At 35.1% G+C, this 14,103-nt stretch carries 12 protein-coding genes and 1 tRNA gene; 3 read left to right on the top strand and 10 right to left on the bottom strand.

What is annotated here, in order from left to right; genetic code table 11:
* The first annotated feature begins 28 nt into the window (after window positions 1-28).
* The 3 genes from B3C18_RS09420 (at window position 29) to B3C18_RS09410 (ending at window position 2,370) form a co-directional block, all read left to right on the top strand.
* Window positions 29-346, top strand: coding sequence for a hypothetical protein (locus tag B3C18_RS09420; protein ID WP_109192068.1), 318 nt, complete (start codon window positions 29-31; stop codon window positions 344-346).
* A 274-nt stretch (window positions 347-620) separates the two neighbouring features.
* The gene (locus B3C18_RS09415) at window positions 621-911 is read left to right on the top strand and encodes a hypothetical protein (RefSeq protein ID WP_291145893.1); all 291 of its coding nucleotides are present in this window, start codon (window positions 621-623) and stop codon (window positions 909-911) included.
* On the top strand, window positions 808-2,370 hold the full coding sequence (locus B3C18_RS09410; RefSeq protein WP_291146043.1) for a recombinase family protein: 1,563 nt from the start codon (window positions 808-810) through the stop codon (window positions 2,368-2,370). Before B3C18_RS09415 ends, B3C18_RS09410 begins: the two co-directional genes overlap by 104 nt.
* Here the strand turns inward: B3C18_RS09410 and B3C18_RS09405 are convergent.
* The 10 genes from B3C18_RS09405 to mraY all read right to left on the bottom strand — a co-directional run bounded on the left by B3C18_RS09405 (window position 2,324) and on the right by mraY (window position 14,062).
* Window positions 2,324-2,397, bottom strand: a tRNA-Arg gene (locus tag B3C18_RS09405). The genes B3C18_RS09410 and B3C18_RS09405 overlap by 47 nt on opposite strands.
* Before the next feature lie 80 nt (window positions 2,398-2,477).
* Window positions 2,478-2,927, bottom strand: coding sequence for a GatB/YqeY domain-containing protein (locus tag B3C18_RS09400; RefSeq protein WP_073488902.1), 450 nt, complete (start codon window positions 2,925-2,927; stop codon window positions 2,478-2,480).
* Window positions 2,928-3,194: 267 nt separating this feature from the next.
* Window positions 3,195-5,177, bottom strand: coding sequence for a cell division protein FtsZ (gene ftsZ, locus B3C18_RS09395; protein ID WP_291145881.1), 1,983 nt, complete (start codon window positions 5,175-5,177; stop codon window positions 3,195-3,197).
* A gap of 92 nt (window positions 5,178-5,269) precedes the next feature.
* Window positions 5,270-6,676, bottom strand: coding sequence for a cell division protein FtsA (gene ftsA, locus B3C18_RS09390; RefSeq protein WP_053472098.1), 1,407 nt, complete (start codon window positions 6,674-6,676; stop codon window positions 5,270-5,272).
* Between the two features lie 6 nt (window positions 6,677-6,682).
* On the bottom strand, window positions 6,683-7,405 hold the full coding sequence (locus tag B3C18_RS09385; RefSeq protein WP_056204843.1) for a cell division protein FtsQ/DivIB: 723 nt from the start codon (window positions 7,403-7,405) through the stop codon (window positions 6,683-6,685).
* Window positions 7,392-8,741, bottom strand: a complete 1,350-nt coding sequence (gene murC, locus B3C18_RS09380; RefSeq protein WP_291145878.1) for a UDP-N-acetylmuramate--L-alanine ligase — start codon at window positions 8,739-8,741, stop codon at window positions 7,392-7,394. Before murC ends, B3C18_RS09385 begins: the two co-directional genes overlap by 14 nt.
* Window positions 8,742-8,929: 188 nt before the next feature.
* Window positions 8,930-10,018 carry an undecaprenyldiphospho-muramoylpentapeptide beta-N-acetylglucosaminyltransferase gene (murG, locus tag B3C18_RS09375; RefSeq protein WP_291145875.1) on the bottom strand — a complete coding sequence of 363 codons (1,089 nt, stop codon included), beginning with the start codon at window positions 10,016-10,018 and terminating at the stop codon, window positions 8,930-8,932.
* A 37-nt stretch (window positions 10,019-10,055) separates the two neighbouring features.
* Window positions 10,056-11,375: an FtsW/RodA/SpoVE family cell cycle protein gene (locus B3C18_RS09370; RefSeq protein ID WP_291145872.1), complete on the bottom strand. Its 1,320-nt coding sequence runs from the start codon at window positions 11,373-11,375 to the stop codon at window positions 10,056-10,058.
* Between the two features lie 122 nt (window positions 11,376-11,497).
* On the bottom strand, window positions 11,498-12,829 hold the full coding sequence (murD, locus tag B3C18_RS09365; RefSeq protein ID WP_291145869.1) for a UDP-N-acetylmuramoyl-L-alanine--D-glutamate ligase: 1,332 nt from the start codon (window positions 12,827-12,829) through the stop codon (window positions 11,498-11,500).
* On the bottom strand, window positions 12,830-14,062 hold the full coding sequence (gene mraY / locus B3C18_RS09360) for a phospho-N-acetylmuramoyl-pentapeptide-transferase (protein WP_056204827.1): 1,233 nt from the start codon (window positions 14,060-14,062) through the stop codon (window positions 12,830-12,832). It abuts the gene before it with no gap.
* Window positions 14,063-14,103: the final 41 nt, after the last annotated feature.

Here is a 14,103-nt window from a genome sequence, read left to right as displayed (position 1 = left end):
CCAACATTAAATTTTAATATTTAAAATTATGGAAACTGATAAAATAAAAACATTGGAAGAATTTAAAGATTTTGCATCCTATCATTTTAAACTGCTGAAACCTGCAGGGGACAAAGTCGGGGAATCAACACGCGAGATAAGATTTTATGGTTATACAGATATGACATGTCTGGGAGTGAATCTTATTAAAATGTGCTTGAATGTGGTTTATTCGGATGAACTTGATAACAGGGAAATATACATTGGCTCTGTTCTGGAGCTTGCCCTTCAGCTGATTCCAAGTGCAGAAATAGAGGTTCTGGATGAAATATACAGAATGCTCAATGAGAAGAGCGAAGATAAATGAACACTAAACTAAATAAGTCTATCCATAATGATAGAACTATTGTTATGTACATATTATGTCCATGACATTGACAGAAAAGCGACTTATCTTTATAATAATCTAAAAAATGATTAAGTTATGATAAGTAAATTTTGCTTATGATCCTCAGTGAATTAGGTTTTATATTTGTATTATCCCCACCATATTTTGATCAGGATAAAATGAAAAAAGTGTCATAACTTTATAGCGATGAATGATTGTGGAACAAAAAAGACCGAGACTCGGTCTTTTTTTAATGAAGAGGAATTGTGAAATGAGAAATGAAGATGAAAATGAAAGAGGAAAAATGACGGCAGAGCAAGCCATGAAAATGCTGAAAGATGAAAATGTAGATGTAACGCTTGAACAGGCAGGTAAAGTATTAGATTTAATACGACTACTTGCCAAAGTAACAGTTTTGAATTATTTAAACAAGAAGAGGAATGAAAAAGACAGCAGATTTATATGTGAGAGTGAGTACAGACGAGCAGGCGGAAAAAGGTTACTCGCAAAGAAATCAAGAGGAAATGCTAAGAAAGTACTGTGAGATTAATTGTATTGCTGTAAGGGATGTTATTTATGAAGATCATTCTGCAAAAACTTTTAATAGACCCAAATGGAAACTTTATCTAACAACAATTAAAAGATACAAAAATAAGACGGATTTGATCTTATTTACCAAATGGGACAGGTTCAGCAGAAATGCTGGCGATGCTTACCAGATGATCAATACTCTACGTAGACTTGGTATTGAGCCTCAGGCTATAGAACAGCCTTTAGATTTGTCTATTCCAGAAAACAAAATGATGCTTGCTTTTTATCTTGCAGCTCCAGAAGTAGAAAATGACAGACGGGCATTAAATACTTTTCACGGCATGAGAAGAGCACGAAAAGAGGGACGTTACATGGGACTAGCTCCTTCTGGTTACATAAATAAAATAACCGAGGATGGTAATAAATATATAACTTTTGACCAGCCTGAAGCATCCATCTTAAAATGGTGTTTTGAAGAAATTGCAAAAGATATTTTTAATACGGAGCAGATTTTTCTTCAGGCAAAAAGAAAAGGACTTAAAACAAGTAAAAATAATTTCTGGAGACAAATCCGCAATCCTCTTTATTGTGGAAAAATTTTAATTCCGAAATTCAAAGACGAGGAAGCAAAATACGTAATGGGCTCACACGAGCCATTAATTTCTGAGGCGCTATTTTATCTTGTTCAAGACGTTTTAGAAGGACGAAGAAAGAATTTCAGAACTAAATCTGCAATCTCCGAACCATTTCCTCTTAAAGGCTTATTTAAGTGCCCTCTCTGCGATAAAATCTTAACTGCAAGCATATCTAAAGGAAGAAACAGCCATTATTCATATTATCATTGCTATAAGGGCTGTAATTACAGAATCAGATCGTGTGAGGTTAACCGCATTTTCTATGAACAGTTACAAAAGTATATTCCAAAACCTGAAACAGAAAAGATTTACATAACAGCTGTTAAAGAATATTTTAATGATTTCAATAAGGAATCAATTGCAGAAAAGAACAGAGTAATTTCTCAGCTGAAAGAATTTGAACAGAAGATTTCCTATATCAGAGATTTGCTCGCTTCAAGAAAGATTGAAGTGAAAGATTACACTGAGATGAAAACGGATTATGACAATAAAATTCATCGACTTGAAATTAAATTAGCAGATTTAGCTGGAGAGAATATTAGTCTTTCGGATTTATTAAAAACAGGAATTAAAAATTTGATGAAGCTTAACCAATGCTGTAGCGAAGCGGATTTAACTCATTTTCGAAACATTATTGGTTCAATATATCCTGAAAAATTCACAATTGAAGAAAAGCAGTTTCGAACCGCGCGAATAAATGAGGTAGTTCATATAGTTTACTTAATTAATGAGGAATTAGCCCCAAAGAATAACGGGACAAAGAAGAAAAAATCTTCTTTGTCCCGTCAAGTGACCGCGGAGGGGTTCGAACCCCCAACCCTCAGAGCCGAAATCTGATATTCTATCCAGTTGAACTACGCGGTCAGTTGATTTATGATTTCAGAGTGTAGATTTTAGATTTCTGGTTGGAATCTAAAATCTACACTCTAAAATCTAAAATTATTTTAAACTAAAAGTTTCTTTACAATAGCTGAAATAGTTTTTCCTTCAGCAGTTCCTCCTAATTGAGCAGAAGCTAATCCCATAACTTTACCCATTGAAGCAATTCCAGAAGCTCCTGTTTCAGCGATAATTTTTGCAATTACAGCTTCTACTTCTTCTTCGCTTAACTGCGCTGGTAAAAACTTCTCGATTACAGCTACCTGAGCCAATTCTGGTTCAGCTAAGTCAGGACGATTTTGTTCTGTAAAGATTCTTGCGCTTTCTTTACGAGTTTTAACTAATCTTTGAAGTAATTTAATTTCATCATCTTCTGATAATTCTTCTTTAGATCCAGAAGCTGTTGAAGCTAATAATAATTCAGATTTAATTGCTCTTAAAGATTCTAATGCTACTGTATCTTTTGCTTTCATGGCAGTTTTAATTTCTTCCATGATTTGTGTTTGTAAACTCATCTTTTATTTTTTTATTTGAATAAGCTAATGCCTATAAATTGATATATTAACTAGGTATTTTTTATTTTAACTAATATTTCTAGGTTGTCAGGCTGAGCGAAGTCGAAGCCCTTTCCGTCAAAAACCCTTCGACTTCGCTCAGGGTGACAATATTGTCTTTAAAATACTAATTTAAAAGTCAAATTTCTAAATTCTGTGCGAAGATAAAAAAAATAACCCGAAAATTAAATCCAATTTTCGGGCTATCCTAATATTATGATTGTAAAATTAATCTACGTTGTCGTGCAAAAATGAATTGTTTGAACGCAATTGCAAATCGTTGTTACTATCTGTTCCAACCGAAATTCTTGAATTTGTATTGTTAGATTGAGAATTTGATAAATCGATTCCTAATCTTTTGTAAGCCGGCTCTTTTTCCAACTCATCGATTCTTGAAACGTTATTATGGAATTTATAATTAAATTCTTTTAGTTTCTTTCTTCTTTCTTCAGCTCTTAAACGAAGTGTTTCCTCAATTGTTAATTCCATTGGAGAAACTTCTGAAGTTGTTGTAAAATCAGGCTGACTTGCAAAATCAACTCTTGGCTTTAAAGTAATGTTCAATTCCTCAGGAACTGTATCTTCGATCACTTTTTCAACTGGTTTAGAAGCTGTTAATTCGTTTTCAACTTCCATATATTCTTCTAACGAATATTTGATAATTCCGTTATCAGAAAGTTCTGTTACCGGAACAAATGAAACTGGATCGTTTACTTTAATGTTACGAGTTTCGTTTGTTAACTCAAACATGATTTTATTTTCCTGCTCTGCAGCTGGCTCTCTTTTCACTTCTGGCTCAGATTTGAAAAGCGGTAAATCAAATGAAAAAGTAGTTTGTTCTTCTCTTTCAAAAGTTCTTTGTTGTTGTACAGGTTTTACTTCCTGAACAACTGCTGCCGGAGTTGAAATTTTAAAATCAATATCTGTAATTGGCGAAACGATTTCAAAAGTCACGTCAAGGTTTTTAATAAACTCAGACATAACTACCAATTCTTCCTGATTAATTGTTGGCGTTGTTACCGGCGCAACTGGAGTTTGAATTACGGGAGCAACCGTATCTTCCATTAACTCAAAAACTACTTTTTCTTCTGTTTTTGCAGTTGGTGTCTCTGCATTTAAATCAAAAGAAGTAAGCGGTCTGTTTGTTAAATTATGAACACTTCTTTGCTCATCTTCTAACGTGTGAATGATCTTTTTAGGCTCCGTATTAACGATTTCGTTTTGTTGTTCAACATCAAAACCAGTAGCAATAATAGTTACAGCAATAGCTTCACCAAGAGTTTCGTCTTCACCAACCCCCATGATAATATTTGCGTTGTAACCTGCTTCTGCCTGAATGTGATCGTTGATTTCTCCGATTTCGTCAAGCGTTATTTCGTTAGATCCAGAAACGATAAGCAACAATACGTTTTTGGCTCCTGTAATTTTATTGTCATTTAATAATGGAGAATCTAATGCAGATACGATAGCATCTTTTGCTCTGTTTTCTCCTTCTGCCACAGCAGATCCCATTATAGCCGTTCCGCTGTTTGCCAAAACTGTTTTAGCATCGCGTAAATCGATATTTTGAGTATAGTGGTGCGTAATTACTTCAGCAATACCTCTAGAGGCTGTTGCTAAAACTTCATCCGCTTTTGAGAATCCCGCTTTAAAACCAAGGTTTCCGTAAACTTCTCTTAATTTATTATTATTAATTACGATTAAAGAGTCAACTTGTTTACGTAATTTTTCGATTCCTAATAAAGCTTGCTCCTGACGTACTTTCCCTTCAAATTGAAACGGAATTGTCACGATACCTACTGTAAGGATCTCTCTTTCTTTTGCTAATTGTGCAATTACGGGAGCGGCACCAGTACCGGTTCCTCCACCCATACCTGCGGTAATAAATACCATTTTAGTACCGCGGTCTAACATTTTTTCAATGTCGGCGATACTTTCAATAGCAGACTGCTGTCCTACATCAGGATTTGCTCCTGCTCCTAAACCTTCTGTTAAATTCATACCTAACTGAATTTTGTTAGGTACTGAACTATTTTGCAATGCTTGTGAATCGGTATTACATACGATAAAATCTACACCTTTAATCCCTTGCTTAAACATGTGGTTAATCGCATTACTACCACCTCCACCTACACCTATTACTTTGATTACATTTGATTGGTTTTTCGGTAAATCAAATGAAATACTTCCAAATTCTGAGTTGCTCATCATCTTTTTGGTTTTTGAAATTCTTATTTAGTACATTTTTTACTTCTTGACTTGGGGCAAAAAGTAATCCTTTTCTCTTTTTATTCGGCTTATATTTACTCAGCGTTGTCTAAAAAATCTTTGATTTTATCGACATATCTATCAAAAAATGATCGTCTTATTTTTGTTTCTGTAGATTCTGCAGCAACCTTTGTCGTTTTCACTTCTCTTGGTTCTTCAAAAGTTTCTACTTGTTCAACGTAGTTTTCTTCAACTTCGTATCGCTGCACCGGCGGAGGAACATTTCTATAAACAACTTTTGGCTGTTCATTTACTACTTCCATTCTAATCGCGCTTTGTGTGCTGTTCTCGATGCTGTTCATTACTAATCCAACAGCGGTTGCAAATAACGGACTTGAAATTTCTTCGCTTGAGTTTCCTGCTAAATGCTCGTTTGGATATCCAATTCTGGTGTCCATTCCGGTAATATACTCCACTAATTGTTTAATATGTTTTAGCTGCGCACCGCCACCTGTAAGAACAATTCCTGCGATTAATTTTTTACGCGGATCTTCGTGTCCGTAAGCTTTGATTTCTGCAAAAACCTGTTCTACAATCTCCACTACACGTGCGTGAATAATTTTAGATAAGTTTTTAAGCGAAATCTCTTTTGGCTCTCTTCCTCTTAAACCTGGAATAGAAACAATTTCGTTGTCTTTATTTTCTCCCGGCCATGCTGATCCGAATTTTATTTTTAAAAGCTCTGCTTGCTTTTCGATAATCGAACAGCCTTCTTTAATATCATCTGTAATTACATTTCCTCCAAAAGGGATTACAGCAGTATGACGAATAATTCCGTCTTTAAAAATGGCTAAATCTGTTGTTCCACCACCAATATCGATAAGTGCAACTCCAGCTTCTTTTTCTTCCTGACTTAAAACTGCATCTGCCGAAGCTAAGGGTTCTAATGTCAATCCTGATAATTCGATTCCTGAACTCTGAATACATCTCCCAACGTTTCTGATTGAAGAAGCCTGACCTACTACAACATGAAAACTAGATTCTAATCTTCCGCCATACATTCCGATTGGCTCTTTTATTTCAGACTGTCCGTCGATTTTAAATTCCTGCGGCAGAACGTGAATAATTTCTTCTCCCGGTAACATCGCCAGTTTATTTACCTGATCGATTAAAAGCTGAATATCTTTTTCGCCAATTACTTCCTCCGGATTGTTACGGCTGATGTAATCTGTATGCTGAATACTTCTAATGTGTTGTCCGGCGATACCCACCACAACATCTTTTATTTTATAACCTGAATTATTTTCTGCTTCAAGTATTGCTTGCTGAATCGATTGAATAGTTTGCGTAATGTTGTTTACAACACCACGTGCAACACCTAAACTTTTGGATTTCCCAATACCCAAAATTTCAAGTTTGCCATATTCATTCTTCTTGCCTATCATGGCAACTATTTTTGTCGTTCCAATATCTAGACCTACTGCAATGTTATCTTTTTCCATTTTCTATTATTTTGTGCAAACTACTTGTTCCGTAAACCTAAGGTCAATCTTGCTGTATTTATATAACGAACTATCTAAAACTGCTTTTTGAAAAAACGCTTTATAGTTTCTAAATTTTTTATCAACATTCATTGTACGACCAAAATCTATGAAGTAATCATAGTTTCGGTTAAACATTTTTAGGCTGCCATTAGGCATAATTTGTATCGCAATGATGTTTTTTTTCAAAAACGCATCGTCGTAAATTGTGCGAAATAAAGCAGCTAAATCTTCGTTATTTTTTTCATTTATTGCCCCTGAAACAAGAGGAACTCGCGCCGTAAAATTATCTGACAAGGGCATTTTATTTCCCTCATAGTCAATATAAAAAGAGCGATCACCATCATAAACTCGCGCTATTGGTGTCTTCTGTTTTACTACCGCTTTTAGAACACCGTCGATACTTACAAAAACGTCTGACTTTTCAATCATGTCTTGCGTATCAAGGTTTTTTTCTATCTTATTCAAATCTACTTCATCTTTTCTAATACTGGAAGCGTCCCTTTTATTTTCTATCAACAATTTATTAACCGTTTCCGGTTTTACAAAAAGCGTATTTTCTCCTACAAAAACGACCATAGATTTTTTCAATTTTCTATCTCCGTTTCGGTGTTGTGCGAAAGAATATAAAAAAAGAACAAGCCCTAAAATGAGTACTAATCGAATATTTGTCCAATTAAATATTTTCATTTAGCATTTTTTTAATTGACGGTACCATTTCACCAATATCACCAGCTCCTATTGTTACAATTATTGGCGCATCACTGGCTTTGATCTGTGCTAATAAATCTTCTTTTGCAACAATTTTTTTGTTCGAATTGGTCATTTTTTCCAGCAGCCACGGCGATGTAATCCCTTCCATCGGTAATTCGCGTGCCGGATAAATATCCATTAAAAACACTTCGTCAAACTGAGATAAGCTTTCGGCAAATCCATCAGCAAAATCTCTTGTTCTGCTGAACAAATGCGGCTGGAAAATCGCCAAAACTTTACGTCCCGGATACAATTCTCTAACTGCCTGATGAACAGCATTTATTTCTGTTGGATGATGTGCATAATCATCTATATAAACTAATTTTTCAGATTTAATCTGATACGAAAAACGTCTTCTGATTCCGTTAAAAGAGGCAATAGCTTTTGCGATGGCATCGGTTGGGGTGCCATAAGTTTTTGCCATCGCAATAGCCATTAAACCATTCATAAGATTGTGTTTTCCTGGCAGTCCAAAATGAAGGTCTTTTATAATTTCTGATGGCGCCTGCACATCAAAAACATAACTTCCATCTTCAATTCGAACATTGTATGCTTTGTATACAGCATCTTCATTTATAGCACATTGAACTCCTTCAAGAGGTAATTCTTTGGTTATAAATAATTTGCTTTTATCTTCAACTTTCGAAGCAAACTCCACAAACGAAGCTTCGATAGCATCACTTGTTCCATAAATATCCAAATGGTCTGCATCCATTGATGTTACGCAGGCAATATTTGGATGTAAATGCAAGAATGAACGGTCAAATTCATCAGCTTCTACAACGGTTACCGTTTTTCCGGTTCCAATTAAATTAGAATTATAATTCTCTACAATTCCGCCCACAAATGCTGTAACATCTGCACCGCTTTCGTATAGAATATGTCCTAAAATACTTGACGTTGTTGTTTTTCCATGCGTTCCGGCAACTGCAAAACTAAAAGTGTCTTTGGTGATAATCCCTAAAACCTCGGCACGCTTTTTAATTTCGTAATTTCTTTCGATGAAATAATTCCATTCTGAATGTGTTTTTGGAACTGCAGGCGTAAAAATCACCAGCGTATTCTCCACATAATAGTCAGACGGAATTAAACTAATATTGTCTTCAAAATGAATATCAATACCACTTTCAATTAATTCACTTGTCAGCATTGACGGTGTTTTATCGTAACCTGAAACTTGTTTCCCGATATATTTAAAATAGCGGGCCAAGGCACTCATTCCGATTCCTCCGATACCAATAAAATAAACGTTTTGTATTTGATTTAAATTCATTTTTATTAAAATTGATTAGTGAATGACTCAAAGATTAAATACAATCCAAAAATAATTGATCCAAATCCTCCTATATAGCCTTTCAAATCGTTATAACCCTTTTTTCTTTTGTAAAAAACATAACAAACAATTACAATACCTATCAAAATAAAAATTATACCTCGATAAAAGTAATCCCTATCCATGTTCTATTTAATTAACTTCACAATTTCAGCCACAATATCTTGTGTTGCTTTTGGTTTTGCTAATCTTTTGATGTTTGCACTTAACTGTTTTTGTTTTCCGTCATCTTTCAGCAGCGCTTCAAAAACAATGCTAAACTCGCTGTCTAATTCAGATTCTTTCAACAAAATCGCTCCTTTAGCCTCTACAATAGCCTGTGCGTTTTTTGTTTGATGATCTTCAGCTACATTTGGAGACGGAATAAAAATTACCGGTTTCCCTACAATGCATAATTCTGAAACTGATGATGCGCCTGCTCTTGAAATAATTACATCTGCGGCAGCGTAAACAAAATCCATTCTTTCAATAAAATCAACTACTCTTACGTTTTGTTGATTGTGCTTTTTATAATCTTCAAAATATAATTTTCCGCATTGCCAGATGATTTGAACATCCTGCGAAAGAAAATTTTGCAATTCTTTTTCAATTAACTGATTGATTCTTCTTGCGCCTAAACTTCCGCCTAAAACCAATAATGTTTTTTTATTCGGATCTAAACCATAAAAAGCAATTGCTTCATCTCGTTTGCTTTCAATATCAATTAAATCCTGACGAACCGGATTTCCTGTCAAAACGATTTTCTCTTTTGGAAAAAATCTTTCTAAATTTTCATAGGCTACACAAATTGCGTTTGCTTTTTTGCTCAGCAGTTTGTTTGTAATTCCCGGAAAAGAATTCTGTTCCTGAATTACGGTTGGAATTCCTGCCGATCCTGCCGCTTGTAATAATGGTCCGCTGGCAAAACCTCCTGTTCCTATTACTACATTTGGTTTAAACTGTTTGATGATTCTTCTTGATTCTAACAAACTTGTTGCTAATTTTAAAGGAAACATCATATTCTGCAGGGTTAATTTTCTTTGTAATCCTGCAATCCAAAGACCTTTTATTTCGTAACCTGCCTGAGGTACTTTTTGCATTTCCATTTTATCTTTGGCACCTACAAAAAGAAATTCAGCATCAGGGAATTGTAATTTTAATTCATTTGCAATAGCAATTGCAGGATAAATATGTCCTCCTGTTCCGCCTCCGCTTAGTATGAATTTATACTTTGTCATATCTCATAATAGTTATCGTTAAACTATTTATCCTTTATTATTTGTTTAAAACTGCATTCATCGGATTTTTTGAATTATCCTCAATGGAATACATGGCTTCTTCTTCGTAAATTTCTTCTCTTTCATCAACCGGCAAATCTTCTTCTGCCAATTCTTTATCTATTAATCTTTGAAGTGCTTCTTTTTTTCTTTCTTTTTCTTCTTGTTCTTCGGCGATTTCTTCGTCTTTCTTGGTTACACTAATGATGATTCCAAGTGAGAAACAAGTCATCCAGATGGAACTTCCTCCTGAACTTATCAACGGAAGCGTCTGTCCTGTTACCGGCAGCAATTCTACCGCAACAGCCATATTAATCATGGCTTGAAATATCATCGGAAATCCGAGGCCGACGACGACTAATTTTCCGAATAATGTATTGGCTTTATGTGACGCAATCACAAATCGGAACAATAACAATAAATACAGTACTAATATTGAAACTCCACCTACTAAACCATATTCTTCAACTACAATGGCATAAATAAAATCGGAAGATGATTGTGGCAAAAAGTTCTTTTGAACGCTTTTGCCTGGCCCTAATCCGCCTAATCTTCCAGATGCAATTGCAATTTTTGCTTTTTCAATTTGATAATCATCTTCATCTGGTTTATCTGTGGTAAAATTCATTATACGACTTTCCCAAGTTGAAACCCTGCTAAAGAATCTTGATTCTGGAAATGCTTTTGCTACCAATAAGAAAAATGCTAACATCGCAACTCCTGACCCAATGATAAAAGCAATATATTTTAATGGGTATTTACCAATAAATGTCAGCATCATTACCATGGCAAAAATCAACGCTGTAGTCGAAAAGTTGGCTGGTAATATTAATGCCAAAGTGATAAACACCGGAACCCAAAGCTGAATAAATGAGGTTTGAAACGGCTCATTTTCTTCTTTGGTTTTCGACAAATAACGGGCTACATAAATAAACAATACGCTTGCCGCCAATGTTGATGTTTGAAACGTGATTCCAATGAACGGTACCTGAATCCAACGACTTGCATTTGCTCCTGCAATTACAGTTCCCTTCAACAAGGTGTATAATAACAATAACCAAACTACCGGAAGTGCAATTTTAGAAATCGCTCTAAAATAATGATACGGTACTTTGTGAACCCAGTAAATAATTAAGAAACCTATACAAACGTGTGCCAAATGCTTCACTAAATAACCTAATGTGTTTCCAGTTCCGTGACCGATATACGCCAGATTACTACTCGCACTAAAAACAGGCATAAACGAAAACAACGCCAATAGAGCCACGAATGACCATATTACCCTATCTCCTTTTAGTTTGTTAACTAGCTCCTTCATGTTGTTTTGTTTCAGGTTTCTTTTGTTTCAGGTTTCATGTTTCAGGTTTCATGTTTCAGGTTTCAGGTTTCATGTTTCAGCTTCAAACTTGAAACCTGAAACATGAAACTTTAAACTATTTTCTACAAGTTATGCACTGCTTGTTTGAATTGTTTTCCACGATCTTCGTAGTTTTCAAATAAATCAAAACTTGCGCAAGCTGGAGACAATAAAACAGCGTCACCTTTTTCAGTTAATTTTTGGGCTGTTTTTACAGCGTCGTTCATATTGTTCACTTCCACCATAATATCAACAACATCACCAAAAGCGTTAATAATTTTATGGTTATCAACTCCAAGACAGATAATGGCTTTTACTTTTTCACGAACCAATGGCATCAATTCGTTATAATCGTTTCCTTTGTCAACACCTCCAACAATCCAAACAGTTGGAACATTCATGCTGTCTAAAGCAAAGAAAGTAGCGTTTACGTTTGTTGCTTTTGAATCGTTGATGTATTGTACATTCTGGATTTTTAATACTTTTTCTAAACGGTGTTCAACACCTTGAAAATTAGATAAACTTTCACGAATTGTTGCATTTCTAATTTGCATCAATTTTGCTACAGAGCTTGCTGCCATTGCGTTTTTCATATTATGTTTTCCTTCTAACGCAATGTATTCTGTTTCCATTGTAAACTCTTCTTGGTTGATCTTTATTTCCATTTTGTTGTTATTTATAGAAGCTCCTTCGTCAAAACTTTTTGTCAGTGAAAAAGGAATTAATTTTGCTTTTGTTTTGTTGTTTTTTAACCATTCTGCGCTTGCCTCATCGTCTGCATCATAAATGAGATAATCGCTTTCGGTTTGGTTCATTGTTATTCGGAACTTCGAATTGATATAATTTTGATATTTATATTCGTATCGATCTAAATGATCCGGGCTGATATTTGTTATTATCGCTATATCCGGCCTATACTCTATTATTCCGTCTAACTGAAAACTGCTTAATTCAAGAACGTATGCGTCGTATTTATTTTCGGCTACCTGCCAGGCAAAACTCTTTCCTATATTTCCTCCCAAACTTACATTGAGTCCAGCCGATTTAAGCAAATGATACGTGAGCATTGTGGTGGTGGTTTTACCATTACTTCCGGTAATTCCAACTGTCATTGCTTCTGTATAAGGAGCGGCAAATTCGATTTCTGAAATCACTTTAACCCCTTTTTCAATCAACTTTTTAACTATTGGAGATTTCTCTGGAATTCCTGGGCTTTTCATTACCAAATCAGCATTTAGAATCAAATCTTCAGTATGCTGCTCTTCTTCCCAGGCAATCTTATTAATGATAAGAACTTCTTTATAGCTTTCTTTAATCTTTCCAAAATCCGACACAAAAACGTCGTATCCCTTCTTTTTACCTAGGATCGCGGTTCCAACACCGCTTTCTCCTCCGCCCAATACCACTAATCTCATCTATCTTAATTTTAATGTAACGATTGATAATATGGCTAACATTACAGCAACAATCCAAAAACGGGTCACAATTTTACTTTCGTGATATCCTTTTTTCTGATAATGATGGTGCAGTGGCGACATCAGGAAAATTCTTCGGCCTTCGCCAAAGCGTTTCTTTGTATATTTAAAATATGTTACCTGAATAATTACTGAAGCACTTTCGGCAAGGAAAATTCCGCAAAATAAAACAATCAATATTTCTTTACGAACGGCAATCGCTAAAACGGCAATGATTCCTCCAATAGTCAAACTTCCTGTATCTCCCATAAATACGGACGCCGGAAATGAATTGTACCAAAGAAATCCAATTAAAGCTCCAACAAAGGCAGATATAAAGACCGTCATTTCTCCCGAATTGGGTATGTACATTATATTTAGATAGTTGGAGAAAATGATATTTCCTGAAACAAACGTAAATATTCCGAGTGCGAGTACCGAGACTGCGGAGGTTCCGGCCGCGAGACCATCGATTCCGTCTGTTAAATTTGCTCCGTTTGAAACTGCTGTGATGATAAAAATTACAACTGGAATAAATACCAGCCAAGCCCATTTTTCATATCCGTCTCCCATAAATGAAAGTACTTCGGCATAATCAAATTCATTATTTTTTACGAAAGGAATTGTCGTTGCTGTCGATTTTTCTTCAACTGGTGCCGGCAAAACTACGGTTGTGCTCACATTTGATTTAAAAACATCGGTACGTCCTGTATCTGTTCTTACCGTTACGGCTGGATTAAAATATAGAACTGCTCCAACTATTATCCCAAGACCAACCTGACCAATTACTTTGAAAATCCCTTTTAGTCCTTGTTTGTCTTTTTTGAATATTTTGATATAATCGTCCACAAAACCAATAGTTCCCATCCATAACGTAGTTACAATAAGCAATACTATATAAATGTTATGCAGTCTTGCAAATAAGAAAACCGGAATTAACGTGGCAAAAATGATGATCAATCCCCCCATTGTTGGCGTACCCGCTTTCTCGTTTTGACCTGCTAAACCAAGTTCACGAACTGTTTCTCCAACTTGCTGGCGGCGCAAAAAGTTAATCACCCTTTTACCATAAATAGTTGACAAAAGCAATGAAAGCATAAATGCTAAAGCCGATCTAAAAGTGATGTACTGGAATACTCCTGTTCCTGGTAAATCTAATGTTTTGTCAAAATATTCAAATAAATAGTACAGCATATTTTCTATTTTTTAAATTCCAATTTTGAATGAAATTCCAA

Origin of the sequence: Flavobacterium sp. UBA7680, from assembly GCF_002482975.1 — a bacterium.
GTDB lineage: Bacteria > Bacteroidota > Bacteroidia > Flavobacteriales > Flavobacteriaceae > Flavobacterium.
Note: the sequence above shows the minus strand (reverse complement) of the source record. Positions and strands in the feature narration are given on the sequence as shown.